Origin of the sequence: Kineococcus rubinsiae, assembly GCF_011839805.1 — a bacterium.
Classification (GTDB): Bacteria; Actinomycetota; Actinomycetes; order Actinomycetales; family Kineococcaceae; genus Kineococcus; species Kineococcus rubinsiae.
In genome coordinates this window covers 1-25,072 of record NZ_VWPY01000060.1, presented here as the reverse complement: position 1 = coordinate 25,072, position 25,072 = coordinate 1, and the positions used below count along the sequence as shown (strand labels likewise).

Sequence of the window (25,072 nt, the reverse complement as noted above, 5' to 3'; positions counted from 1 at the left end):
CCCGGCGGACAGGGCCGCGGCGGCCGTCGCGACCGCGGCGAGGTCCGCGTCGGTCTCGCCGTCGGTCACGACGCACGCCCCACCGGCGCGGCCCAGCACGGCCGCGAGCCCGGACGAGCGGACCGTCGCCAGGTCGACCTCCAGCACGGGGCCGGCGAGCAGGTCGGCCACGCGCGCGGGGGCCGCGCGCTCCTCGAGGTGCCAGAGGCCGGTCGCGGCCAGCGGGGTCCCGGCGACGAGGGGGACCCCGGCGGCGACGGTCCGCCCCAGCGCCGGTAGCGCCCCTGCCACGACGACGAGGAACCCGCTGTCCTGCAGCGCCTGCACCGTCGCGCCGACGTTGCCCCGCCACAGCGAGTCCAGCTTCACGGCGAGCAGCCCGACCGGCGCGAGGGCGGTGACGGCAGCCACGACCGCCGCGTACGCCGCGGCCGGCCCGGCGCAGCGGTGGTCGAGGTCGACGACGACGGTGCCGGCGGCGGGCGACGTCGCCTCCGGCACCCCGAGCGCGACCGTGCAGGGGCGTCCCCGCCGCAGGAGCAGCCCCGCGACCTCCGCGGCGCCCGACAGGTCGTCTGCCACCACGGCGCTCAGCGCGCGGGGGACGGAGGAGGCGGCCACGCGCCGAGTCTGCCCCGTGTCCCCGGCGCGCGGGGCGCCCGTCCCCGCTGCGCGGTCAAGGTCGCCCCGCCGGCTGTCGAACCCGAGGGGGTGACCTCCCACCTCCCCGCGCCCACGGCCTCGCCGGCACGCCGCACCCCGGGGGGCTTCCTGCCCCGCGGGGTCCGCCTCGACGAGGCCGCCTTCGCGAAGCGGCACGTGCTCCTGTCCTTCGCGGTGGTCGCCCAGGTGCCGGTGCTCGCCGGCATCGCCCTCGTGCGGGGCGAGCGGTCGCTGGACCTCTGGGTCCCCCTGGTCGCGGCGCTGCTGACCCCGGTGGTCGGCCTCGTGCTCCGCTCGCAGTGGGCCCGCAGCGCGGCGGTGGCCTTCGGCCTGATGCTCTGCGCCGACGTCCTCCTGCACGCGGGCGGCGGGCTGGAGGACCTGCACATCTGGTTCTACGTGATGCTCGCCCTGGTCTCGCTCTACCAGGCGTGGACGCCGTTCCTGGTCGCCCTCGTGTTCGTGGGCGCCCACCACCTCGTGCTGGGGCTGCTGCGGCCCGGGCAGGTGTTCTCGACCCACCAGGCCCTGCACAACCCTGCGGCGTTCGCCCTGCTCCACGCGTTCTTCCTCCTCGTGGAGGCCACGGCCCTGGCCTACGGCTGGAAGTTCGCCGAGGCCGCCGACCGCGAGCGGCGGGCCGAGCAGCGCCGCGCCGAGGAGAACCTCATCGCCCAGGCGGCCACGCAGACCGAGCTCGCCGCCGAGCGCGCCGAGGCCGCGGCCCTGGCCGCGCAGCAGGCGCAGGAGCAGGAGGCGCGGGCCACGGCGACCGCCCACCAGCTGGTGGAGCTGCAGCAGGCCGGGCACGACATCGGGGAGAACGTCGACGTGGCCAGCTCGGTCATGGACGGCATGCGCGGGGCGATCACGGACATCGCCCAGGCCGCCGAGCGGGCGTCGTCGACGGCGGAGCACGCCGACGAGCAGTCCCGGGCCAGCGCGGAGGTCGTCGAGCGGCTGACCACCACGATGTCCGAGATCGACGGGATCGCGACCACCATCACCGGCATCGCCGCCCAGACGAACCTCCTGGCGCTCAACGCGACCATCGAGGCCGCTCGCGCCGGCGAGCTGGGCCGGGGCTTCGCCGTCGTGGCCGGTGAGGTCAAGGAGCTCGCCGCCGCCACGGCCGCGGCCACCGACGAGATCCGCCGCGTCGTCGACGTGGTGCGCGGTGACGTCGACAGCGCTGCGAGCGCCATGGGCGGGATCCGCAGCACGCTGCAGGACGTGGTCGCCTCGCAGGCGACGATCTCCGCTGCGGTGCAAGAGCAGACCGCGGCCACGGACGAGGCCCGCAACGCCATCGCCGGTGCCGCGGTGCACGCCGACCGGATGGTCCGCGGCATGACGCGGCTCGCGGCGACGGACTGACGCCCCGCCCCGTCCGCCCGACGCGGGGTGGCTGCGGCCGTCCGGCTCAGCCGTCGAGGTCCTCCTGGTGCGCGCGCTCGGCGGCGAGCGCCTTGACCTGCTCCACGCGGCCCAGGCCCACCTCGGACGGGTCGGGCGCCGGCCAGTAGGCGTTCCACGCCTCGGCGATCTTCATCGCCAGCTCGGGCGTGGCCACCGAGCCGAGGAAGTCGTCGAGGTCGGAGGGCTCGTCCCCGCGGCGCAGGTGCAGGGTGTGGCCCGTCTCGCGGCCGACGCGCAGGCGGAGTTCGGTGTGCTCGCGCTGTCCGGGGGAGTCGCTCATGGCGCCACCCTCCCGCGCCCTGCGGCGGCCGGCGACCGCACCCCTGCCGCCCCGGGGTGTGGGAGGTTCGTCGGTGCGACGTCAGCAGAGCGGAGGCAGACCGGTGGCAGAGCGCGTGTCCTTCACCAGCACGACGGGTCAGAAGCTCGCGGGGCTGCTGGACCTGCCCGAGGGCGAGGCGCGGGGGTGGGGCGTGTTCGCCCACGGGTTCACCCTCGGCAAGGACTCCCCGGCGGCGTCGCGGATCTGCAAGGGGCTCGCGGCCGAGGGCATCGGCATGCTGCGCTTCGACAACCTCGGCCTGGGCGACTCCGAGGGCGACTGGGGCGACGGGTCCTTCACGCACAAGGTGTCCGACACGGTGCTCGCCGCGGAGTTCCTGCGCGAGCGCGGCACCCCGGCCCACCTGCTCGTGGGGCACTCCTTCGGCGGGGCGGCCGCCATCGCCGCGGCCGGCCAGGTGGCCGGGCTGCAGGCCGTCGTCAGCGTCGCGGCGCCCTCGGAACCCCGCCACGTCGAGCACAACTACGACGCGCTCGTCGGCCGGGTCATGGCCGAGGGCCACGCCGAGTGGCTGGTCGGGGGGCGCGCGCTCACCCTCAAGCGGGCGTTCATCGAGGACGTCCGCCAGGCCGACCTGCGCCACCAGATCCGCCGCCTCGCGCTGCCGCTGCTCGTCATGCACTCGCCCACGGACGACACGGTGAGCATCGACAACGCCAGCGCGATCTTCAAGCTCGCCCAGCACCCGCGCAGCTTCGTGGCGCTGGAGGGTTCGGACCACCTGCTCATCGCCCCCGGGCAGGCGCGGCGGGCCGCGCGGATCATCAGCGCCTGGGCGGACCAGTACCTCCGCGAGAGGTAGCTCACGCCCGGCCCGACGGCGGCGGCAGGGTCCCCGGACTACCGTTCCGGCGTGCCCGTCGCCCCGTTCCCCCGCGTCCCGCCCGCCGACGCCCCGGCGCTGACGGGGATCCAGCTGATGCACCAGCACTGGGACGACCTGGCGTTCCTGCACTGGGCCGTCGACCCGGCCGTGGTCGCCCCGCACCTCCCGCCGGGCGCGGAACCCGACGTCCTCGACGGCGTCACCTACGTGGGGCTCATCCCCTTCACGCTGCGCGGTGCGGGGCCGGGGACGCTGCCCGCCGTGCCGTACGTGGGCACGTTCCTGGAGACCAACGTCCGCCTCTACTCGCGCGACGAGAAGGGGCGTCGCGGAGTCGTCTTCGCGAGCCTGGACGCCTCCCGGCTGGCCGTGGTCCTCGGCGCCCGGACGGTGTTCGGCCTGCCGTACCGGTTCTCCGCGATGCGGCGCGCGGTCCGCGAGCGCGACGGGTACCGCGAGTTCGCGTGGACGGCCCGCACCCGCTGGCCGGGGCCCGCGGGCGTGCGCAGCCGCATCGTCGTGCGCGAGGAGGAGGCGATGAGCCCCGCCGAGCTGGACGCCGACGAGGTGGGCCGCTTCGTCAGCGCCCGCTTCGGCCTGCACGTCGAGCACCTCGGGCGCACCTGGTGGATCGCCAACGAGCACGAGGTGTGGCCGCTGCGCCGCGCCCGCGTGCTCGCCCTGGACGACGGGTTCCTCGGCGCCGCGGGGTTCGCCGGCCTCGCGGACCGCGCCCCCGACCACGTGAGCTTCGCCCGGCGGGTCACGACGCGGTTCAGCGTGCCCGTCCTGCTCTGACCCGTCCTGCTCCGACCCGTCCCGCTCTGGGCGGGGTGGCGGAACTCCCGGGCGCGCCCGGCCGTTCCCGTTCGACAGACCCCGACCACCGAGAGGACCGCCGCCGCCGTGCGCGACGACAGCCCTGACCCCCCGAGTCCCCGGCACGCCCGTGCCGCCCGCCCCCGCGCCACCGGGGGGGAGCAGCGGTGACGGACGTGCTGACCCTGCTCGTGGGTGTGCTGGTCGTCGTCGCGATCACCGCGGTGACGGCCTACTTCGTGGCCCAGGAGTTCGCCTACATGTCCGTGGACCGCTCGCAGCTGCGGGCGGAGGCGGCCGACGGCGATCCGGGCGCCCGGCGGGCCCTGGAGGTCACCCGGCGCACCTCGTTCATGCTGTCGGGCGCGCAGCTCGGCATCACGGTGACCGGGCTCCTCGTGGGCTACGTCGCCGAACCCCTCATCGGGGAGTCGCTCGGGGCGCTCCTCGGCGGCGTGGGCGTCCCGACGGCCGTGAGCGTGGGCGTCGGCGCGGTCGTCGCGCTGGTGCTGTCCACGGTCGTGCAGATGCTGTTCGGCGAGCTGTTCCCCAAGAACCTCGCCATCGCCGCGCCCGGTCCCGTCGCCACGTGGCTCGCCCGCTCGACGCTGGTCTACCTCGCGCTGTTCGGCTGGCTCATCTGGTTCTTCGACCAGTCCTCGAACGCGCTGCTGCGCGCCCTGCGCATCGAACCCGTCCACGACGTCGACTCCGCGGCCACGGCCCGCGACCTCGAGCACATCGTCGAGACGTCGCGGGACTCCGGGGACCTCTCCGCGGAGCTGGCCGTGGTCCTCGACCGGATCCTCGACTTCCCCCGCCGCGACGCGGAGCACGCGATGGTGCCGCGCTCCCGGGTGGACACCGTCACCGACACCGACGACCTCGCGCTGGTGCGCGCCCTCATGGCGATCGGGCACTCCCGCTACCCGGTGCTCTCGGCCGACCGCGGCGACGTCGTCGGCGTCGTCCACCTCGAGGACCTGCTCACCACGACGGAACCCGGGTCGGCGCCGGTGACGAGCATCGTGCGCCCCGCGCTGGTGGTCGCGACGGTCTCCCTGCTGCCGGACGTGCTGCGGGAGCTGACGACGACGGGCGACGAGCTGGCCTGCGTCGTCGACGAGCACGGCGGGCTGGCCGGGATCGTCACGGTCGAGGACCTCGCCGAGGAGCTCGTGGGCGAGATCGCCGACGAGCACGACGAGGCCGCGCCCCAGGACGTCGTCGTCGGCGCCGACGGCCCGTGGGAGGTGTCGGGGGACGTGCACGTCGACGAGGTCGAGCGCGCGCTCGGCATCGACCTGCCGCGCGGTGAGCACGAGACGATCGCCGGCCTCGTCATCGCCGCGCACGGCGGCCTGCCGCCCGTGGGCGCGGAACTCCTCGTCGACCTCCCGGCCGACCCGGGCGACCTCGACGACGCGGAACCCCGCCGCCTGCGGGTGACGGTGCTGACCGTCGAGCGGTTCGTCCCCGCGCGCGTGCGGCTGGAGCTCCCGCCGCCCACGACGGTGGACGAGAGCGCGACGACGACGACGGAGGAGACCCGGTGACCGACAGCCCCTGGGTGGTCGTGCCCGCCACGGTCGTGATCGTGGCCCTCAGCGCGTTCTTCGTCGCGGTCGAGTTCGCCCTCCTCGCCGCCAAGCGGCACCGCCTGGAGGACGCCGCCGGCACCCGGTCGGGGCGGGCGGCGCTGCGCAGCGCCTCCGAGCTCACGGTGCTGCTGGCGGGTTCCCAGCTCGGCATCACGGCCTGCACCCTGGCGCTGGGTGCGCTCAGCAAACCCGCCGTGCACCACTGGCTCACGCCCCTGTTCGAGAGCGCGGGGCTGCCCGCGGTCGCAGCCGACGTCCTGGGTTTCGTCCTCGCCCTGTTCGTCGTCACCTTCGTCCACCTCGTGGTGGGCGAGATGGCCCCGAAGTCCTGGGCCATCGCGCACCCCGAACGTTCCGCGCTCCTGCTGGCGATCCCCATGCGCGCCTTCATGACCGTGTTCCGGCCCGTGCTGCTGGCGCTGAACGCGGCCGCGAACTCCCTCGTGCGCCGCGCCGGCGCGACACCGGCCGACGAGATCGCGGCCGGGCACAGCCCGGCGGCGCTGCGCCACCTGCTCGAGCACTCCACGACCGCCGGGACCCTGGACGCGCAGTCCTCGGCGCAGCTGGCCGGCGCGCTGGACCTGCAGGACCTGACCGTCGGCGACCTCGTGCGCGCCGGCGCGGCCCTGGCCGCGGTGCCGGCCGGCGCCACGGTCGGCGACGTGCGCGCCGTGACCCGCGGCAGCGGCCACCTGCGCGTCCTGGTCGGGACGCGCGAGCGCATCACCGGCGTCGTGCACGTGCGGGACACCCTCACCGAACCCGACGACGCCCCGGCCGCCCCGTACGTGCGCCCGGTGTTCTCGCTCGCGGCGGACACCTCGGTCCCCTCGGCCCTGACGACCATGCGCGCGACGCGCAACCACCTGGCCGTCGTCACCTCCGGCGGGGCCGTGCACGGCGTCGTCACGATGGCGGACGTCCTGCGCCGGCTCTTCCCGCTGGCGCCCGCGGACGGCGTGGCACGATCCGAGGTGTGAGCAGCAGCGAGTCCGAGCCCCCTGTTCCCGAGGCGCCTGTTCCCGAGGTGCCCGCCTGGGAGCAGCGCTTCCGCGCCGGCCGGGTCGGCCTGCCCGACTGGGCGGAGGACGCGCCGCAGCGGTGCGTCGTCGTCGCCAGCGTCGAGGGCGGCCTCGAGGTGCACTCGTGGGACGCGGGCACGGGCGAGCTGACCCGGGCCACGGACCGCCCCGAGGGCACCGCGAGCGCCACGATCGACCCCGCGGGGCAGTGGGTCTGGTGGTTCGACGACACCGCGGGCGACGAGCACGGCGTCTGGCGGCGCCAGCCGTTCGGCTCGGCGCCGGGCGAGGGCGTCGAGGACCCGCTGGGCCTGCCCGCGGCCTACTCCGCGGGTCTCGTCCTGACCCGCAGCGGCCTCGTGGTCGTCGGGCGCACCGACGACGAGTACGGCACGCGCGTCGAGGTCGTCGACGGCGGCCGCACGCGCCTGCTCTACGAGCACCGCGAGGACGCCTACGTCGCCGACGTCTCCCACGACGAGCGGTGGCTCGCCCTGTCCCACAGCGAGCACGGCGACTCCCGCCACCCCGACCTGCGGGTCCTCGACGTGGCCGACGGCAGCACCGTCGCGGAGCTCGCCGACGGCCCCGGCAAGGGCGTGGCCCCGCTGGCGTTCGCGCCGCTGCCCGGCGACCCGCGGCTGCTCGTGGAGCACGAGCGCGCGGGGCGGGCCGAGCTGCTGGTGTGGGACGTCGCGGCCGGCACCGAGACGCCCGTCGTGCTCGGCGTCCCCGGCGACGTGGCCGGCGCGGAGTGGACGCGCGACGGCACCGGGCTGCTCGTCCTGGTCGACCACGAGGCACGCACCCTGCTGCACCGCGTGGACCTCGCGACCGGGGACGTCCACCAGGTCGGGCCCGGCACCGGCACGGTCGGCGGCGCCACCGCCCGCCCGGACGGCGACGTCTGGCTGTCGTGGTCGTCCTCGGCGCACGCGAGCGCCGTGCGGACCCTCGCGGGCGACGTCCTGCTGCGCGCCCCGGGTGCACCGGCCCCGGACTCCGTCGAGGTCACCGACGTGTGGGTCGAGGGCGAGGGCGGCCGCATCCACGCGCTGCTGCGCCGGCCCGCGGGCGCCCAGGGCCCGCTGCCGACCGTCGTCGAGGTCCACGGCGGCCCGACGGCGCACGACACCGACGCGTTCCGGCCCTACTGCGCGGCGTGGGTCGACGAGGGCTACGCGGTCGTGCAGGTGAACTACCGCGGCTCCACGGGGTACGGCTCCGCGTGGCGCGACGCGCTGGAGGCGCGGGTCGGGCACGTCGAGATCGCCGACGTCGCCGCGGTCGCGGACCACCTCGTCGCCACGGGCGTCGCGGACCCCGCCCGCCTGGTGCTCGCGGGGGCGTCGTGGGGCGGGTACCTCACGCTGCTGGGGCTCGGCGTGCAGCCGCAGCGCTGGGCCGTCGGCCTCGCGGGGGTCCCCGTCGCCGACTACGTCGCGGCCTACGAGGACGAGATGGAGGGGCTGAAGGCGTTCGACCGCTCCCTGTTCGGGGGTTCCCCCACCGACGTCCCCGACAAGTACGCCGACTCCTCACCGCTGACGTACGTCGACGCGGTGACGGCCCCCGTGCTCGTGCTGGCGGGGGAGAACGACCCGCGCTGCCCGATCCGCCAGATCGAGAACTACCTGGGCCGCCTGGCGGAACGCGGTGTGCCGCACGAGGTCTACCGCTACGACGCCGGCCACGGGTCGCTGCTGGACGACGAGCGCGTGCGGCAGATGCGCGTCGAGCTGGAGTTCGCCCGGCGCCACCTGCCCTGACCCCTCCCCTCCGTGATCATGCAGGTAAACCCTGCATGATCACGGGGGGACGGGGGGTCGGGCGCCGTGCGTGGGCCTCCGGCCGTGAGGTTCCCCACGCCGCGGGTGTCGGCGAAGGGGTGGTGCCCGCGCCCGCCGGTCAGCAGGATGCGGAGGGTGGGGGAGTCCTGGCGCGACCTGGCCGGCCTGCTGACGGACGTGGGGGACCACGACGGCCAGCGGCTGGAGTTCCAGCGCGCCGTGGGCGACGACCTGCAGGACACCCTGGTCGCGATGGCCAACGCCTCGGGCGGGCGGGTCGTCGTCGGGGTGACGGACTCCCTGCCGCGCCGCCTCGTGGGCAGCCGCTCCGAGCAGGACGTGCGCGAGCGCGTCGCGGCCCTGGCCGGCGCCACGCACCCGCCCCTGGAGGTCCGCACCGACGTGCACCGCGTCGGGCGCGCGCACGTCGCCGTCGTCACGGTCCCCGCGGTGGCGGCGGGCTTCGCGCAGACCGGCGACGGCCGGACGCTCCTGCGCAGCGGGCGCACCAACCGCGCGCTGCTGGGCGGGGACCTGGTCACCTTCGTCACCGAGGCCGCCGGGCAGCCGGTCGAGGACGCCGTCGTCTCCTCGGCCACCACCGCCGACCTCGACCTGCCCAGCGTCCTGGAGCACCTGCGCCGCCGCCGCGGCGGTCCCGTCGAGGCGTCCGAGGTGGGGCCGCTGCTCACCGAGCAGGGCCTCGTGGTGTCCCGCCGGCCGACGCTGGCCGCTCTGCTCGTCCTCGGGCAGCAGCCGCAGCGCTTCCACCGCGGCCTCGGCATCGTGGTCACCCGCCACGCCGGCCCGCGGGGCGACGCCGAGGTGCGCGAGACCCGGGAGTTCCCGGGCCGCCTGCCGGACGCGGTCGTCGCCGCCGCGCGGATGATCGCCGAGGTCGCGCCCGGGTACCCCGCGGCCGCCGTCCGGGAGCTGCTGCTGAACGCCGTCGTGCACCGCGACTACGCGCGCACGGGCGAACCCGTCACCGTGCGCGTGCACGCCGACGCCCTCGAGGTCGAGTCGCCCGGGACGCTGCCGGTCGGCGTCGACCTCGCGGCGCCCGGCGGCGCGCAGCACGACCGCAACCGCCGCATCGCAGGCTTGTTCCGCGACCTCGGCCTCACGGCGGGGGCGGGCACGGGCCTCGCGACGGCCCGGGCGGCGCTCGCCGACGTGCTCCTGCAGCCGCCCGTCGTCGAGCAGCGCGGCGGGAGCGTCGTCGTGCGGGTCCCGGCGGCGAGCGCGGCCGGCGTCGAGGAGCGGGCGTGGCTGGCGGGGCTGCGCGACGTCCCCGACGGGATGCCGGCGCGGCTGGCGCTGCTGCTCGCCCGGCGCGGGGGCGAGGTCACCAACGAGTCCCTGCGGACGGCCGCCGACGCCTCGGCCACCGACAGCCGCCGGGTGCTGCGCCTGCTCGTCGCGGGGGGTCTGCTGCGCGTGGTGGGGGAGCGCCGGCCGACCCGCTACGCCCTCGCGGACGAGTTGCGGGAGCAGCCCCCGCCCCTACCGTGAGGGCGATGAGCTCCCTCGCGCGTGCCGTCGACGTCCTCATCGAGCAGTACCAGCGGCGCCTGTCGCCGCGGAAGGGCTACGCGTGCGCGCACCGCGTCGCGCACGGCGGGGACTCCTGCTCGGGGGCCGTGCGGGACCTGGTGCGCCGCCGCGGCGTCGTGCGCGCCGGTGTGCCGACCGCCCTGCGGTTCCTGGCCTGCTACCGGGCCGCGTCGCTGCTCATGGCGACCGACGTCCGCGGCGTGTGCTGCTGCGGGCCGCTGCCCATCCCGTTCCGCTTCTAGTCCGCGGGCGCGCAGCTGCGCGCTAGAACGGTGGTGGTGAGTCGTCCACCGGCCGTGGTGGTGCGGGTGGGCGGGGGCGTGCGGTGTTCCGGCGTCGGTTCGCGGTGGTGCTCTCGTAGATGTACTGGGTCTTGAAGCGGTGGTGGGTCCGGCACAGCGCTTGGAGGTTCTCGGCGGTGCTGGGTCCTTGCGGCCAGGCGATGACGTGGTCGAGGTCGCAGTCGATGGCCGATGTGCGGCAGCCGAAGCCTTGGCAGGTGTCGTCGCGGGCGGTCACGAACCTCCTGAGTGCGGCGGTGGGCCGGTAGGCGGTGGCGGCGACGTCGATCACGGTTCGGGTGCCGGGGGCGGTGACCACCGCCCGCCACGACGCTCCGGCGTCGCCGGCCAGGGCCCGCGCGACGGGGGCGGGGACCGGGCCGAGGCCGGCGACGAACCCGTCGTGCTCGTCGAGGCCGGCGAGGGTGGAAGCGTCGACACTGACGTGGACCTGGACGCTGGAGGCGGGCCGGTGGGTCCGGCCCTGCACGACCGGGTGGTCGGCGTCGGCGGGGGTCGTGCAGTCGCTGCGGGCCAGGACCTCGCGCGCCAGTCCGTCGGCGATGAGGTCGGCGGCGGCGTCGTTGACGCGAGTCGCGTGGTCCCGGGCGTCCGCGGTACCAGTGGCGCTCTCGGCGTCGGCGGTGGCGTCAGCCGCTGCGGTGGCGAACGCCTTCAGCCGGATCGCGTCGGCGGCGGGCAGCACGAGGGTGACGTGGGCGAAGGTGTCGTCTTCGCAGGCCTCCACCACCAACTCCCGGGTGGCTTCGGGGCGGCTGATGGTGACCGCGACGAAACCCGGGGTGAGGTCGGTGGTGAGCCGGTTGCAGCGCCGGGCCAACGCGTCGACCAGCACCCCGTCGCTGGCCCACGCCACGGCTCGCTGCAGGAACCCGGCCAGCACCGCAGGCTGCTCGGCGGGGTCGATGACGTGGTCGCCTTCGACGACCGCGAGCTCCACGAGGCGGCCGGTGTCGTCGCGGACCTCGGTGATGGTGGCGACCCGCCGGCTGAGGCGGGCCGCACGCGCGGTGATCGTTCGGGCCTGTTCCACCGTGATGCGCCCCTCGGCGACGGCCTGCCACACCGGTCCGCGGTCGGTGGCGTCGTACCAGGCCGCCCACACCGTCGACAGGGCCGAGTCCAGACCGACCCCGGCCGCTTCGGAGAACTCCTGGGTGACCAGGTCCACTGCGGCGTGCACCAGGTCCACCGGGCGGCCGGTCACCGTCAACCCGGTGGCTCGCAGTGCGAGGAGGTCGGGGTGCTCGGACTCGCTGAGTTCCCGCACCCGCGCCGCCAACCCCAGCACCAGGTCCGCCGAGGCCACGTCCGCGGCTCGCTTGAGCCGTTCCACGACGCCCAGCGGTGCGGCGGGAACCGCCGCGGGTGCGGGGTCCGGGAACGTGGTCATGGCCCTATCGTACAGGCGTTCGAACAACCGGGTCAAGGTAATCTGCTGCAACGCAACGTGATCGAGTGAGCGGTGCTGAACTTCGACGGCCTGTGGAGATGTCTCGAACACGATGCGCCTCGGCGGCACCAGGGTTCCAGGAGGGCGATGGAGACCACGTCTCGGGCGATGTCAGATGACGTCGAGCTGGATCCGCACGTCGCCGGCTCGGACATCGACGCCCCAGTGCGCGCTCAGGTGCTCGACCTCGCTGGGACGCAGCATGGCGTGCACGACGGGCTCGACGACCCGTCGGCGCAAGGTGGCCAGCCCCTCGTCCTGGTTGTCGGTGACCGGGCCGGGGCGAGGCTGGCGCTGGCTGGGCAGCGCGGCGGTGTTGTGCTCGACGCGCCACCAGGACGTGTGCGGTTGCGGATCGTCGGCAGCAGATCGAGGCGACACGCCCGTGCCGCCGATGGCTTCCTCGGTGCTGGTCGCGACGGCGCGCGGCCGATCCCGGCTCAGAGGTCCTTGGCGTAGGAACGGCTGAGCGGGCTGTCGGCGTAGACCCCGAAGTTCTCGATGCGCACGTAGCCGAGCTTCTCGTACAGGGCGATCGCCTCGGGCTGCTTCGTGCCCGTCTCCAGCCGGATCCGGGCGACGCCGTCGGCCCGGGCCTCGTCCTCGAAGGTGCGCACGAGCAGGCTCGCGATCCCGCGGCCGCGGAAGCCGTCGTCGACGAAGACCCGCTTCATCTCCACGAGGCCGTCGGCCACGGGCACCCGCGCGATGCAGCCCGCGGGGTAGCCGTCGACGGTCGCGACGAGGTACGTCGCGGCCGGGGTGAGCGGTCCCTCGTGGGCGGCGCCGCCGTAGCGGACGACGAGCTCGGCGATCGCGGCCGTCAGCAGCCCGTCGAGCGCCGGGTCCCCGACGTCGGCGCGGGCGACGACGGCGTCGGACTTCACGCCCCCACCGACTTACGGGTCGAGGCCTCCGCCCGGCGTCGCTGCGCCGGGACCGCGACGACGGCCGGGTCCAGGGGCGCGCGGCCCGTGGTGTCCAGGCGCGTCGCCCACAGGCTGATGAGCAGGCCGACCGTGGCGAGGCCCGCCGCCACCAGCGCGGGGGAGGCCAGGCCGTAGCCGGCGTCGATGACCACGCCGCCGAGGAAGGCGCCGAGGGCGTTGCCGATGTTGAACGCGGCCTGCATCGCCGCCGAGGCCATGCTCGCGCCGCCGCCCGCCGCGACGATGCCGCGGGTCTGGATCGAGGAGCTCATCGAGAACCCGGCGAAGGCGAAGAGGAAGACGCCCGCGGCCGCGGTGACCCGGTGCTCGGCCGTGAGGAAGATGAACACGAACACGAGGACCTGCGTGCCGAGGCCCAGGGCCAGGGTGCGCTGCGGCGACCAGTCCGCGAGCCGGCCGCCGAGCAGGTTGCCTGCCGTCGCCCCGAGGCCGAACAGCACGAGGACCCACGACACCGCGGAGGACGGGAACCCGGCGACGTCGGTGAGGATCGGGGCGACGTAGCTGACGACGGCGAACATCCCGCCGAAGCCGATGATCGTGATGAGCAGCGTGAACCAGACCTGCGCCCGGCGGAAGGCCGCGAACTCCGAGCGCAGCGACCCCGTCGACGTCCGGACCGGCGGCACGAGGGCGAGCAGCGTCGCGATGGTCACGAGGCCGATGACCCCGACCACGGCGAACGTCGCGCGCCAGCCGAGCTGCTGGCCGATGAACGTGCCCAGCGGGACGCCGACGACGTTGGCGACGGTCAGGCCGGTGAACACCAGCGACAGCGCGCGGCCCTGCTTGCCCGCGGGTGCGATGGCCCGCGCGACGACGGCGCACGCGCCGAAGAACGCGCCGTGCATGAGGCCCGTGAAGAACCGGGCCGCGACCAGCGCCCCGAACGTGGGAGCCAGCGCGGTCGCGGCGTGGCCGACGACGAACAGCACCATGAGGCCGACCAGCACGCGGCGCCGCGGCAGCGAGTGCGTCAGCGCCGTGAGCGTCGGCGCTCCCACGACGACCCCGAGGGCGTAGGCGGTGATCAGCCAGCCCGCGGTCGGGATCGACACGTCGAAGGTGGCGGCCATCTCGGGCAGCAGCCCCATGGCGACGAACTCGGTCGTGCCGATGCCGAAGGCACCGACGGCGAGGGCGAGGAGGGCGAGGGGCACGGCGGAGTCTCTCTGGCGGAACGGACGGACGGACGCTCGAAGGGGCGCCGTCGCCACGTCGTGCCCTCCCATCATCGCGGGTGGGCGGCCGTCTGTTCCACAAGGTGCGTGCCTGAGCGCACTTCCCGTTGCGCCCCCGCCCGTCCCGCGCGTGTCGTCCCGCGCGTCGTCGACGGCGGGCTCAGACCTCCACGACGCGGCCCGCGTCCACGACGAGGCGCCGCGTGACGTCGACGGCCTCGAGCAGCCGGCGGTCGTGGCTGACCAGCAGCAGCGTCCCCGGGTAGCTCGCCAGGGCCTGCTCGAGCTGCTCGATGGCGGGCAGGTCGAGGTGGTTGGTCGGCTCGTCCAGGACGAGCAGGTTCACGCCGCGGGCCTGCAGCAGCGCGAGCGCCGCCCGGGTGCGCTCACCGGGGGACAGGCTCGCGGCGGGCCGGTCGACGTGCGCGGCGCCGAGGCCGAACTTCGCCAGCAGCGTCCGGACCTCCGCGACGGGGGCGTCGGGGACCGCGTCGCCGAACGCGCGCGCCAGCGGCTCCTCGCCGAGGAACAGGCCGCGGGCCTGGTCGACCTCGCCGACCTCGACGCCGGAGCCGAGCGACGCGGCCCCCGCGGTGGGCTCGAGCCGGCCGAGCAGCAGGGCCAGCAGCGTCGTCTTGCCGCTGCCGTTGGCGCCCGTCACCGCGACCCGGTCGCCCGCCGACAGCTGCAGGTCCACCGGGCCCAGCCGGAACGTCCCGCGCTCGACGACCGCACCGCGCAGCGTCGCCGCGACCGATCCCGACCGGGGCGCCGCGGCGATGGTCATCTGCAGCTGCCACTCCTTGCGGGGCTCCTCGACGACCTCGAGGCGCTCGATGCGGCGGTCCGTCTGGCGCGCCTTGGCGGCCTGCTTCTCGCTGCCCTCGCGCATCTTGGCGCGGATGTTCTTGTCCGGCTCGCCCTTGCGGACGGCGTTGCGCACGCCCTTGTCCATCCAGTTGCGCTGCATCCGCGCGCGGCCCTCGAGGCCCGCCTTGGTGTCGGCGTACTCGTCGTACTGCTCGCGGGCGTGGCGGCGCTGCACCTCCCGCTCGTCGAGGAAGGCCTGGTACCCGCCGCCGACGACGCGGACCAGCTGCTGCGCCAGGTCCAGCTCCACGACCCGGTCCACGGTGCGGGCCAGGAACTCCCGGTCGTGGCTCACGACGACGGCCGGGGACCGCAGGCCCGCGACGAACGCCTCCAGCCGGGCCAGGCCGTCGAGGTCGAGGTCGTTGGTGGGCTCGTCGAGCAGGAACACGTCGTAGCGCGACAGCAGCAGCGCCGCGAGACCCGCGCGCGCGGCCTGCCCGCCGGACAGGGCCGTCATCGGGAGCTCGACGTCCACGGCGAGGCCCAGGTCGTGCAGGACGTCGGCGCGCCGCTCGTCGAGGTCTGCGCCGCCGAGGGCGAGCCAGCGCTCCAGCGCCTCGGAGTAGGCGTCGTCCACCCCGGGCGCGCCCGTGGCCAGGGCCTCGGCCGCGGCGTCCATGGCGTCGCCCGCCGCGGTGACGCCCGTGCGGCGGCCGAGGAACTGCGCGACGGACTCCCCGGCCCGGCGCTCGGGCTCCTGCGGCAGGTAGCCGACGGTGGCGGTCGGCGGGGACAGCGTCACCGAGCCGCTCTCGGCCGTCGTGAGCCCCGCGAGCAGCCGCAGCAGGGTCGACTTCCCGGCGCCGTTCGCGCCGACCAGCCCGACGACGTCCCCCGGGGCGACGACGAGGTCGAGACCGGAGAACAGGGTGCGCGTGCCGTGGGCGGCGCTGAGGTCCTTGGCGACGAGGGTGGCACTCACACCCCCCAGTCTCCCGGCTCGCGCAGGCCCGGTCGACCGGGTTGCCGCCCGCGCCCGGCCCCGGCGGGCAGACTGCCGTCGTGGACCCCTCCGCGCACGCCCGCTCCTTCGGCGCCGCCGCCGGCGCCTACGCCCGCGCCCGCCCCGGCTACCCCGCCGACGCGGTCGACTTCCTCGTGCCCCCCGCGGCCCGGCGCGTCCTGGACCTCGGGGCGGGCACGGGCAAGTTCACCGCGGCGCTCGCGGGACGCGCCCTCGACGTCGTCGCCGTCGAGCCGTCGGAGCAGATGCTCGCCGAGCTGACCGCGGCGCTGCCCGGCGTGCCCGCGCACCGGGGCAGCGCCGAGGCGACCGGGCTGCCCGACGGATGCGTCGACGCGGTCGTCGTCGCCCAGGCCTGGCACTGGGTGGACCCGGCGCGGGCCGTCCCCGAGGTGGCCCGGGTGCTGCGCCCCGGCGGCACGCTCGGGCTGGTGTGGAACCTGCGCGACCACGAGGTGCCCTGGGTGCGCGACGTCTGGTCGGTGGCGCAGCTCCGCGTCGAGGAGGAGCAGGCCATGGAGGTCGAGGAGCCCGTGGTCGGGCCGCCGTTCGGTCCGCCGGAACGCCTCGTCACCGGCTTCGAGCACGTCACCGACCGCGCCGGGATCCTCGACCTCATCGCCTCCCGCAGCTACGTCATCGTGCTGCCGGAGGACGAGCGGGCCGCCCTGCTGGGCGAGGTCGCCGAGGTCCTCGACCGCCACCCCGACCTCCGCGGGCGCGACGAGATCCGGCTGCCCTACCGGACGTGGTGCGTGCGCACGTCGCTCTGACCGCTGACCGCTGCCCGCTGACCGGGGAACGGGGACGGGTTCAGTCGGGCAGGTGGGCGCGGACGCCCTCGCGCTCGAAGATCGAGAGGACCTCGAGGTCGCCGCTGCCCGGCAGCGGGCCGATCCGGTGCGGGACCATCGTCGAGAACTCCGCGGCCTGGCCCGGTTCCACGACGATCGTGCGCCCGCCGAGGTGCAGCTGCGCGCGGCCGGACAGGACGGTGAACCACTCCCGGCCGGGGTGCACCTGGGGTTCGTCCGGGGTGTCCCCGCCGGTGGCGGTGGCACTGATCCGCATCTTGGCCACCGTCACCCCGGCGACCGCGCGCTCGCGCGAGAGCAGCCACGACGTGACGCCCTCCCGGTGCTCGGGTTCGGGGCGGATGACGACGTCCTCCTCGTCGGTGGCGACGAGGTCGTCGAGGCTCGTGTCCAGCGCACGGGCGATCGGGACGAGCTGGTCCAGCGCGATGCGGCGGCCGCCGGTCTCGATGCGGCTCAGGGTCGAGGGCGACATGAAGCAGCGGGCGGCGAGGCTGTCCAGCGACCAGCCGCGGGCCAGCCGCAGCCCCCGGATCCGGCGGCGGATGAGCACGTCCAGGTCTTGCTCCATGCGCAAGAGCGTATGCCACGGACGCACGGCTCGCCTACCGTGGAACGCATGGACCACGACGGGCACGGCCACGCCCCGCACGAGCACGGCCACCACCAGCAGGACCAGCACGAGCACGACCCGCTCGACGACCACCAGCAGGTCCTCGACCTCGACGCCGAGCTCTTCGGCAGCCAGCTGGACGCGGTGCTCGACCTGCTCGGGCCGCCCGCGCCGCAGCGGATCGTCGACCTCGGCGCGGGCACCGGGACCGGGTCGCGGCTGCTGCGCGACCGCTTCCCCGGCGCGCGCGTCACGGCCGTCGACCACGACCCCGCGATGCTGGACCGGCTGCGGGAGCAGGGCTTCACGGCGGTCGACGCGGACCTGGGCGCCGGGTTCCCCGACGTCGGCCCGGTCGACCTGGTGTGGGCGGCGCTGTCCCTGCACCACGTCCCCGGCCCCGCCCGCCTGCTCGAGGGCGCCCGGGCGGCCCTGACCCCCGGCGGCCGGCTCGTGGTCGTCGAGCTCGACGGGCTCCCGCAGGTCCTCGGCACCTCGCTGGAGGAGCGCCTGCACACCGCCGCCGCGGCCGACGGCTGGAACCGCCACCCCGACTGGACGCCGGTCCTCGAGGCCGCGGGCTTCGCGGTGACGCGCTCGTCGCTGGTCCTCGAACCCCCCGCGAGCCCGGCCGCGCTGCGCTACGCGCAGCTCTGGCTGCCGCGGTTCCTCACCCTGGCGGGCCTCGACCCCGCCGACCGGGCGGCCCTCGCCGCGCTGCTCGAGCGGCCCGCCGAGCTCGCCGTCACCCTGCGCGCCACCCGCACCGTGTGGCTCGCCGAGATCCAGGAGGACCCCCGATGAGCACCCTGAACCCCGACGTCCTCGTCCTCGGCGCCGGCGCCGCGGGCCTCTCCGCCGCCGTCGCCCTGGGCCGCTCGCTGCGCGACGTGGTCGTCGTCGACGGCGGCGAGCCGCGCAACGCCCCGTCCGCGCACGCCCACAACGTGCTGGGGCGCGAGGGGATCGCCCCGTCCGTCCTCCTCGCGGCCGGTCGCCGCGAGGCGGAGGGCTACGGCGTCCGCTTCGTCGACGACCGCGTGCTCGGCGCCCACCGCGACGGCGACGACCTCGTCGTCGACCTCGCCGGCGGCACGTCCGTCCGCGCCCGGCGGCTGGTGCTGGCGACCGGCCTGCGCGACGAGCTGCCCGACGTCGAAGGCCTGCAGCGGTTCTGGGGCAGCAGCGTCCTGCACTGCCCCTACTGCCACGGCTACGAGGTGCGCGGGCGGCGGATCGGGATCCTCGCCACCGGCCCCGGCGCCCTGCACCAGACGCTGCTGTTCCGGCAGCTGTCCGAGCGCGTGACGCTGTTCGTGCAGGACGTCGAGGTGCCGGCGGAGACCGCCGAGCAGTTCCGCGCCCTGGGCGTCGAGGTGCTGCCCGGGACCGTGCGCGGGGTCGGCGGCACCGACGGCGACCTGCGCGTCGACCTCGACGGCACGGAGGTCGCCGTCGGCGCCCTGGTCGTCGGGCCGTACTTCCGCGCCCGCGCCGAGGTGTTCACCCAGCTCGGCGGAACCCTCGAGAGGAGCCCCTACGGGGAGTTCGTCCCCACCGGCCCCGGCGGCGCGACCGCGGTGCCCGGCGTGTGGGCGGCGGGCAACGTGGCCGACCCGATGGCCATGGTCCAGGCGGCCTCGGCGGCCGGCGTGATGGCCGGGGCGGCCGTCAACGGCGACCTCGTCGCCGCCGGGGCCGCCGCCGCCGTCGCCGCCGCGCGTCAGCCGGCCTGAGCGCCACCCTCGATCGCCGCGGGCCGCAGCTGCGCGGCGCGGACCCGCGCCACGTCGACCTTCTCGCTGCGGTCGAAGGAGTAGACGCCGTTCTGCTCCTGGAACACGTCGGTGAGCTGGGTGTAGCAGTAGCCGAACATCAGCGGGTCGCCCAGCAGCACGCCGGTGAGCCCCTCGAAGCGGTGGTGGAACTCCTCCTCGCTACGCGGGGGCTCGCCGTAGCCCCAGGACGACGTGGCCCCGCGGTCGACCTCGGGGTTGCTCGCCGCGGCGTCCGGGCGCCACCAGATGCCGCCGAACTCGCTGCAGAACCAGGGCTGGCCGCCGTAGGGCAGCGACCACACCTGGCCCCGCGGCCCGGTGTTCGTGTCGGGCCGGCCCTGCGCCAGGCCCGCCATCTCCTGAGCGAACAGCGCCGGGTCCTGCGTGTAGTTGTGGGAGTCCCACACGTCGGACTCCGCGACGCGGTGGGAGTAGCCCGAGGCGTCCAGGACCGGCCGGGAGGTGTCCATCGCCTTGGCGGCGAGGAACATCGCGCGGGTCACGTCGTCCAGGACGGTCCCGCGGTCGGTGATCTCCTGGTAGGTCTCGTTCAGGCCGCACCAGCCCACGATCGAGGGGTGGGAGTAGTCGCGCTCGAGCGCCTCCAGCCACTGCGAGACGAAGTTCGGCGTCGGCCGCTGGAACTCCCCGTGCTCCTCCGTCCCGCGCTCCGCGGCGCCCCAGTCGCCGAACTCGCCCCACACGAGGTAGCCCAGGCGGTCGGCGTGGAAGAGGAACCGCTCCTCGAACACCTTCTGGTGCAGGCGGGCGCCGTTGAAGCCCGCCGCCAGCGACAGCTCGATGTCGCGGACGAGCGCCTCGTCGGTGGGGGCCGTCATGAGGCCGTCGGGGTAGTAGCCCTGGTCGAGCACGAGGCGCTGGAAGACCGGCTCCCCGTTGAGCAGCACGGCCTTGCCGTCGATGCTCACCGAGCGCAGGCCCGCGTAGGTCTCGACCGTGTCGACGACGTCCCCGGCCGCGTCGCGCAGGGTGATCGTCAGGTCGTACAGGTGCGGGTCCGCCGGCGACCAGGGGCGCACGCGGTCGGCCGGCAGCACCAGCGTGAGCCGCGGCGACAGCTCGAGGTCGGCGCGCACGCTCGCGGTGAGGACCTCGCCGGCCGCGTCGCGCACGGTGGCCGTCAGCGTGAGGCCGCGCACCGTCGCGTCCCCGCTGCGGCGCAGCGGCTGCTCGACGTGCAGAGTCGACGCCGCGAGGTCGGGGGTGATGCGCGGCCGGGCGAGGGAGACGTCGGCCACGGGCTCCATCCACACCGTCTGCCAGATCCCGGTCGTGCGGGCGTAGAAGCACTCGTAGCCGTCGAGGCGCGTGGACTGCTTGCCGCGGGCCTGCGGGCCCTCGCGGCTGTCGCGCGCGCGCAGCACGACGACGACCTCGCCCGTGCGGTGGCCGAGGTCGACCGTGAAGGGCGTGAAGCCGCCGCGGTGGCGGGCGAGCTCCTGCCCGTCCACCCACACCGTCGCGTCGTGGTCGACGGCCCCGAAGTGCAGGAGCGTGCGGCGCCCGGTCCACGCGGCCGGCACCTCGACGACGCGGCGGTACCAGACGGCCGGCATGAAGTCGCCGTTGCCGATCCCCGACAGCTCCGACTCGGGGGCGAACGGCACGGTGATCGACCCGGCGAGCGCGCGGTCGCGCAGCCCGCGCTCCAGTCCCGAGTCGCCCGCGTCGACCTCGAACTCCCACGGCCCGTTGAGGTTGACCCAGTCCTCGCGGCGCACGGAGGGGCGCGGGTGCTCGGGGCGGGGCAGGTTCGTGTCGGGCACGCTGAACTCCTTCGGGTGCGCGGGCGACACCGCCCGCGCCGAGGTGGACCGGTCCCCGGACGACGGTCGGCGGTGCTGCGGCCGCCACCGCCCGGACGGGTCCCGGCGGCTCCGCCGGCACCCGGTTGCATCGTTGCACGAACGTCCGGGCGTGGTCTCCCGGGCCCGGACGCACGACGGCCCGCCACCCCCGGGGGTGGGCGGGCCGTCGGGTGCGGGAGGTCAGGCGGTGAGCTCGCGCGCCACCAGCTCCGCGATCTGCGCGGTGTTCAGCGCCGCCCCCTTGCGGAGGTTGTCGCCGCAGACGAACAGGTCGAGGGTGTTCGGGAAGTCCAGCGCCTGCCGCAGCCGGCCCACGACGGTCGGGTCCCCGCCGACCGTGGACGCCGGGGTCGGGAAGACCCCGGCCGACAGGTCGTCGAGGACCTCGACGCTCGGCGCCGCCTCGAGCGCGGCGGTGGCGTCGGCGACGCTCACCTCGCGCGCGAAGGTGGCGTGCACCGCGAGGGAGTGCGTCGTCAGGACCGGGACCCGCACGCAGGTCGCGGACACCTTCAGGCCGGGGATCCCGAGGATCTTCCGCGACTCGTTGCGGACCTTGAGCTCCTCGCTCGTCCAGCCGCCGTCGCGCAGCGACCCGGCGACGGGGACCACGTTCAGGGCCAGGTGCGCCGGGAACGGGGAGTCGTCGCCCAGCTTCGCCGTGACCGCCGCGGCGGTGTCGCCGGCGCGCTGACCCAGCGTGCGGTCGCCCGCGACGACCTCGAGCTCGTCGTAGAGCCGGTCCACGCCGGGCTGCCCCGCCCCGGAGGCGGCCTGGTAGGAGGCGACGACGAGCTCCGTGAGCTGCCACTGCTCGTGCAGCGCGCCGAGGGCGTCCATCATCGTCAGCGTCGTGCAGTTGGGGTTCGCGATGATGCCCTTGGGGCGGTTGCGCGCCGCGGCCCCGTTGACCTCGGGGACCACCAGCGGCACCTCGTCGTCCATCCGGAACGCGCCGGAGTTGTCGACGGCCACGGCGCCGTGCTCGACGGCGATCGGCGCCCACACCGCGGACACCTCGTCCGGCACGTCGAACATCGCGACGTCGACGCCGTCGAACACCTCGGGTGTCAGCGCCTGCACGACGACGTCCTCGCCGCGCACGCGCAGCACCTTGCCGGCGGAGCGGGCGGAGGCGATGAGGCGGATCTCGCCCCACACGTCCTCGCGCTCGGTGAGGATGCCGAGCATCACGGACCCGACGGCGCCGGTCGCGCCGACGACGGCGAGGGTGGGGCGGCTGCTGCGCTCGTTCGTGGGCTCGCTCATCGTCCGGTCCCTCCGTAGACCACGGCCTCGGCCTCGGTGTCCAGGTCGAACGCGGTGTGCACGGCGCGCACCGCGTCGTCGAGCTCGTCGGCCCGCGTCACCACGGAGATGCGGATCTCCGACGTCGAGATCATCTCCATGTTGATCTTCTGCGCGCCGAGCGCCTTGAAGAACCGCGCCGAGACGCCGGGGTGCGAGCGCATGCCCACGCCGATCAGCGACACCTTGCCGATCTGGTCGTCGTACTCGACGCGCTCGAAGCCGATGCCGGCCTTGACCTTGTCCAGCGCGGCGACGGCGGTGGCGCCCTCGGCCTTGGGCAGCGTGAAGGAGATGTCCGCGCGGCCGCTGGCCCCGACGGAGTTGTTCTGCACGATCATGTCGATGTTGATCTCGGCCTCGGCGACGGCCTCGAAGATCGCGGCGGCCGTCCCGGGGTTGTCCGGGACACCGACGACGGTGATCTTGGCCTCGCTGCGGTCGTGCGCGACGCCCGAGATGATCGGCTGCTCCACTGGGTCCTCCACGGCGGACTGGCTGAGGCTGGCGGGCACCGGGGAGTCCGTCACCCAGGTGCCCTCGTGCTGGCTGAACGAGGACCGGACGTGGATCGGCAGGTCGTAGTTGCGGGCGTACTCCACGCACCGCAGCATGAGGATCTTCGCGCCGCACGCCGCCATCTCCAGCATCTCCTCGCTGCAGATGCGGGAGATCTTGCGGGCGGTCGGGACGATGCGCGGGTCGGCGGTGTAGACGCCGTCGACGTCGGTGTAGATCTCGCAGACGTCGGCCTTCAGCGCCGCGGCGAGCGCGACGGCGGTCGTGTCCGAGCCGCCGCGGCCCAGCGTGGTGATGTCCTTGGTGTCCTGGCTGACGCCCTGGAAGCCCGCGACGATCGCGATCGAGCCCTCGTCGAGCGCGGTGCGGATCCGGCCCGGCGTGACGTCGATGATGCGGGCCTTGCCGTGGGCGGAGTCGGTGATGACGCCGGCCTGGCTGCCCGTGAACGAGCGCGCCTGCAGGCCCAGGTTCGAGATCGCCATCGCCAGCACGGCCATCGAGATCCGCTCCCCGGAGGTGAGCAGCATGTCGAGCTCGCGCGCGGGTGGCATGGGCGTCACCTGCTCGGCCAGCGAGATCAGGTCGTCGGTCGTGTCACCCATCGCCGAGACGACCACGACGACGTCGTGACCGGCCCGCTTGGTGGCCGCGATCCGGCGCGCCACGCGCTTGATGCCGTCGGCGTCCGCGACGGAGGAACCGCCGTACTTCTGCACCACGAGAGCCACGGTCGGCGAGTCTAGGCGAGGCGGCCCGGGCTTCCCGACGCGTCGTCGCTCGGAGGCCGCCGCTCAGAGGCTGTTGAGGGCGTCGAACTCCGCGTCGGCGACGGTCTCGCTGTCCACGTCCAGGCGCAGGTGCCCGAGGAGGGACTGCACGACGCGCAGCGCCGCGGTCGCCCGCAGCCCCCACGAGGACAGGTAGCTGAACTGCCACCACCACAGCGCCTCGGTCGTGTCGCCGCGCTCGTAGTGGCGCAGGCCGTGCACGAGGTCGGCCGCGACGGAGGCCAGGTCGTCGGACAGCGCGCCGCGCACGAGCTTGGCGTTGGTCAGCGGGTCGACGACGTCGGCGTAGTCGTCGAGGCCCTCCATGACGTTGGCCAGCCCCGCGCGGACCGGGTCGACGTCCGGGTCCGGGCCCGCGTCGGGCTCGAAGCGCCGCGTGGGGACGACGTCGGCGACCGCGCCGAGGCGGGCGCCCGTCACCAGCGTCTGGCTGACCGCGAGCAGCAGGACGCTGAGCGCGGTCTCGTCCATGCGGCCGGTGGCGACCTCGGTCACCACCTCGAGGAAGGCGCGGGCCTCCCCGGCCGTGGTCTCGGCGAGCTCCGCGAGCTCGTCGGGCACGACCGCGAGCAGCGGCGCGGGCACCGTGGGAGTGGGGTCGGGGGTGCTGGGGTCGGGGATGTCAGGCATCGAGGGACCTCCGTCCGGCGAACGCCCGTCCGAGCGTCACCTCATCGGCGTACTCCAGGTCGCCACCCACCGGCAAGCCCGACGCGAGCCGCGTCACGGTCAGCCCCATGGGGCGCAGCAGCCGCGCGAGGTAGGTCGCCGTCGCCTCGCCCTCGAGGTTCGGGTCGGTGGCGATGATCGTCTCGGTGACCTCGCCCGAGGCGAGCCGCGCGAGCAGCTCCCGCACGCGCAGGTCGTCCGGGCCGACGCCCTCCATGGGGCTGATCGCGCCGCCGAGGACGTGGTAGCGGCCGCGGAACTCGCGCGTCCGCTCGATGGCCACGACGTCCTTGGACTCCTCGACGACGCAGATGACGGTGAGGTCGCGGCGCGGGTCGCGGCACACCCGGCACAGCTGCTCCTGCGCGACGTTGCCGCAGATCTCGCAGAAGCGGACCTTGCTCTTGACCTCGGAGAGGACGTCGGCGAGCCGACGGACGTCGGCCTCGTCCGCCGCGAGCAGGTGGAACGCGATGCGCTGCGCGCTCTTGGGTCCTACTCCGGGGAGCCGGCCGAGCTCGTCGATCAGGTCCTGGACGACACCCTCGTACACACCCGCGACCCTACGGGCTCCGACCGACGCCCGGGTCGCTCAGCGCTCAGCGTTCGCCGTCGACGGAGATGACCTTGCCGCCGAGGATCTGCTCGACGACGGCCGCGCCCACCAGCTGCGAGTCCTCGGCGTCCTCGTCGTCGCGGCTGGGGACGTCCTCCTCGAGGGGCGCCGCTGGCCGCGGGGGGGCCGCGGCCCGGGCCGCGCTGCGGGGTGCGGGCGCCTCGGGAGCCTGCGGGGTGGGGGCCTGGGGGGCCGAGGAGGTGGGGCGAGCGGAGCGGCGCGGGGCGGACAGCTGCTCCTCGCCCGGGTCGTCGATCGGGGCGTCCGGCAGGGGCACGTCGTCGTCCGGCCCGGCGAAGCGCGGGCCGCCCGTGCGCGCCTCGGGCGCGGCGGGTGCCGCCGCCGGGGGGCGCGCGGCGGAGCGGGCC

24 protein-coding genes and 1 pseudogene are annotated in these 25,072 nt (G+C 75.3%); 11 read left to right on the top strand and 14 right to left on the bottom strand.

Going from position 1 to position 25,072, the window contains the following annotated elements; all coding sequences use genetic code 11:
• Window positions 1-621 (bottom strand): four-carbon acid sugar kinase family protein (locus tag F1544_RS19895; RefSeq protein WP_167587949.1); only part of this gene is annotated, 621 nt, incomplete at its 3' end.
• Window positions 622-711: 90 nt separating this feature from the next.
• Here F1544_RS19895 and F1544_RS25935 point away from each other — a divergent pair.
• Window positions 712-2,040, top strand: coding sequence for a methyl-accepting chemotaxis protein (locus F1544_RS25935; protein WP_167587948.1), 1,329 nt, complete (start codon window positions 712-714; stop codon window positions 2,038-2,040).
• 46 nt (window positions 2,041-2,086) lie between these two features.
• Here F1544_RS25935 and F1544_RS19885 read toward each other — a convergent pair whose 3' ends face one another.
• Window positions 2,087-2,362 (bottom strand): hypothetical protein, encoded by a 276-nt coding sequence (locus F1544_RS19885; RefSeq protein WP_167587947.1) that lies wholly within the window; start codon window positions 2,360-2,362, stop codon window positions 2,087-2,089.
• Window positions 2,363-2,465: 103 nt separating this feature from the next.
• Here F1544_RS19885 and F1544_RS19880 point away from each other — a divergent pair, with 103 nt between their 5' ends.
• From F1544_RS19880 to yidD, 7 genes are all read left to right on the top strand, one after another.
• Window positions 2,466-3,227: an alpha/beta hydrolase family protein gene (locus F1544_RS19880; protein WP_167587946.1), complete on the top strand. Its 762-nt coding sequence runs from the start codon at window positions 2,466-2,468 to the stop codon at window positions 3,225-3,227.
• A 51-nt stretch (window positions 3,228-3,278) separates the two neighbouring features.
• Window positions 3,279-4,049: a YqjF family protein gene (locus F1544_RS19875; RefSeq protein ID WP_308470208.1), complete on the top strand. Its 771-nt coding sequence runs from the start codon at window positions 3,279-3,281 to the stop codon at window positions 4,047-4,049.
• A 188-nt stretch (window positions 4,050-4,237) separates the two neighbouring features.
• Window positions 4,238-5,626, top strand: a complete 1,389-nt coding sequence (locus F1544_RS19870) for a hemolysin family protein (protein WP_167587945.1) — start codon at window positions 4,238-4,240, stop codon at window positions 5,624-5,626.
• Window positions 5,623-6,654 carry a hemolysin family protein gene (locus F1544_RS26580; RefSeq protein WP_167587944.1) on the top strand — a complete coding sequence of 344 codons (1,032 nt, stop codon included), beginning with the start codon at window positions 5,623-5,625 and terminating at the stop codon, window positions 6,652-6,654. Before F1544_RS19870 ends, F1544_RS26580 begins: the two co-directional genes overlap by 4 nt.
• Window positions 6,651-8,465, top strand: coding sequence for a S9 family peptidase (locus F1544_RS25930; RefSeq protein ID WP_167587943.1), 1,815 nt, complete (start codon window positions 6,651-6,653; stop codon window positions 8,463-8,465). The genes F1544_RS26580 and F1544_RS25930 overlap by 4 nt, the downstream gene beginning before the upstream one ends.
• Window positions 8,466-8,621: 156 nt before the next feature.
• Window positions 8,622-10,001 (top strand): RNA/DNA-binding domain-containing protein, encoded by a 1,380-nt coding sequence (locus F1544_RS19855; protein ID WP_167587942.1) that lies wholly within the window; start codon window positions 8,622-8,624, stop codon window positions 9,999-10,001.
• A gap of 5 nt (window positions 10,002-10,006) precedes the next feature.
• On the top strand, window positions 10,007-10,285 hold the full coding sequence (gene yidD, locus F1544_RS19850) for a membrane protein insertion efficiency factor YidD (protein ID WP_167587941.1): 279 nt from the start codon (window positions 10,007-10,009) through the stop codon (window positions 10,283-10,285).
• A 22-nt stretch (window positions 10,286-10,307) separates the two neighbouring features.
• Here yidD and F1544_RS19845 read toward each other — a convergent pair whose 3' ends face one another.
• The 5 genes from F1544_RS19845 to F1544_RS19825 form a co-directional block, all read right to left on the bottom strand.
• Entirely contained in the window at window positions 10,308-11,738 is a 1,431-nt protein-coding gene (locus tag F1544_RS19845) for an HNH endonuclease (RefSeq protein WP_167587940.1), read from the bottom strand.
• A gap of 171 nt (window positions 11,739-11,909) precedes the next feature.
• Window positions 11,910-12,179: a hypothetical protein gene (locus F1544_RS19840; RefSeq protein WP_167587939.1), complete on the bottom strand. Its 270-nt coding sequence runs from the start codon at window positions 12,177-12,179 to the stop codon at window positions 11,910-11,912.
• A 59-nt stretch (window positions 12,180-12,238) separates the two neighbouring features.
• Window positions 12,239-12,685: a GNAT family N-acetyltransferase gene (locus F1544_RS19835; protein ID WP_167587938.1), complete on the bottom strand. Its 447-nt coding sequence runs from the start codon at window positions 12,683-12,685 to the stop codon at window positions 12,239-12,241.
• Window positions 12,682-13,908 carry an MFS transporter gene (locus F1544_RS19830; RefSeq protein WP_167587937.1) on the bottom strand — a complete coding sequence of 409 codons (1,227 nt, stop codon included), beginning with the start codon at window positions 13,906-13,908 and terminating at the stop codon, window positions 12,682-12,684. The genes F1544_RS19835 and F1544_RS19830 overlap by 4 nt, the downstream gene beginning before the upstream one ends.
• 181 nt (window positions 13,909-14,089) lie before the next feature.
• Window positions 14,090-15,724, bottom strand: a complete 1,635-nt coding sequence (locus F1544_RS19825) for an ABC-F family ATP-binding cassette domain-containing protein (protein WP_167587936.1) — start codon at window positions 15,722-15,724, stop codon at window positions 14,090-14,092.
• A gap of 80 nt (window positions 15,725-15,804) precedes the next feature.
• On the opposite strand from F1544_RS19825, the gene F1544_RS19820 reads away from it, so the two are divergent.
• Window positions 15,805-16,539, top strand: a complete 735-nt coding sequence (locus tag F1544_RS19820; RefSeq protein ID WP_167587935.1) for a class I SAM-dependent methyltransferase — start codon at window positions 15,805-15,807, stop codon at window positions 16,537-16,539.
• Window positions 16,540-16,579: 40 nt separating this feature from the next.
• On the opposite strand, the gene F1544_RS19815 is transcribed toward F1544_RS19820, so the two are convergent.
• Window positions 16,580-17,152, bottom strand: coding sequence for a cupin domain-containing protein (locus F1544_RS19815; RefSeq protein WP_167587934.1), 573 nt, complete (start codon window positions 17,150-17,152; stop codon window positions 16,580-16,582).
• Window positions 17,153-17,200: 48 nt separating this feature from the next.
• Here F1544_RS19815 and F1544_RS19810 point away from each other — a divergent pair, with 48 nt between their 5' ends.
• Complete coding sequence (locus F1544_RS19810) at window positions 17,201-17,998, top strand: class I SAM-dependent methyltransferase (RefSeq protein WP_167587933.1); 798 nt, start codon at window positions 17,201-17,203, stop codon at window positions 17,996-17,998.
• Window positions 17,995-18,930 (top strand): NAD(P)/FAD-dependent oxidoreductase, encoded by a 936-nt coding sequence (locus F1544_RS19805; RefSeq protein WP_167587932.1) that lies wholly within the window; start codon window positions 17,995-17,997, stop codon window positions 18,928-18,930. Before F1544_RS19810 ends, F1544_RS19805 begins: the two co-directional genes overlap by 4 nt.
• Here the strand turns inward: F1544_RS19805 and F1544_RS19800 are convergent.
• The 6 genes and pseudogenes from F1544_RS19800 to F1544_RS19775 form a co-directional block, all read right to left on the bottom strand.
• Entirely contained in the window at window positions 18,918-20,759 is a 1,842-nt protein-coding gene (locus F1544_RS19800; RefSeq protein ID WP_167587931.1) for a glycoside hydrolase family 2 protein, read from the bottom strand. The genes F1544_RS19805 and F1544_RS19800 overlap by 13 nt on opposite strands.
• 222 nt (window positions 20,760-20,981) lie before the next feature.
• A complete protein-coding gene (locus tag F1544_RS19795; RefSeq protein ID WP_167587930.1) occupies window positions 20,982-22,070 on the bottom strand; it encodes an aspartate-semialdehyde dehydrogenase in 1,089 nt (362 codons plus the stop codon).
• Window positions 22,067-23,359 carry an aspartate kinase gene (locus F1544_RS19790; protein WP_167587929.1) on the bottom strand — a complete coding sequence of 431 codons (1,293 nt, stop codon included), beginning with the start codon at window positions 23,357-23,359 and terminating at the stop codon, window positions 22,067-22,069. The genes F1544_RS19795 and F1544_RS19790 overlap by 4 nt, the downstream gene beginning before the upstream one ends.
• Window positions 23,360-23,422: 63 nt before the next feature.
• On the bottom strand, window positions 23,423-24,049 hold the full coding sequence (locus tag F1544_RS19785; protein WP_167587928.1) for a DUF5063 domain-containing protein: 627 nt from the start codon (window positions 24,047-24,049) through the stop codon (window positions 23,423-23,425).
• Window positions 24,042-24,641, bottom strand: coding sequence for a recombination mediator RecR (gene recR / locus F1544_RS19780; RefSeq protein ID WP_167587927.1), 600 nt, complete (start codon window positions 24,639-24,641; stop codon window positions 24,042-24,044). Before recR ends, F1544_RS19785 begins: the two co-directional genes overlap by 8 nt.
• Before the next feature lie 46 nt (window positions 24,642-24,687).
• Window positions 24,688-25,072 (bottom strand): annotated as a pseudogene (locus F1544_RS19775) (hypothetical protein); the annotation flags it as partial.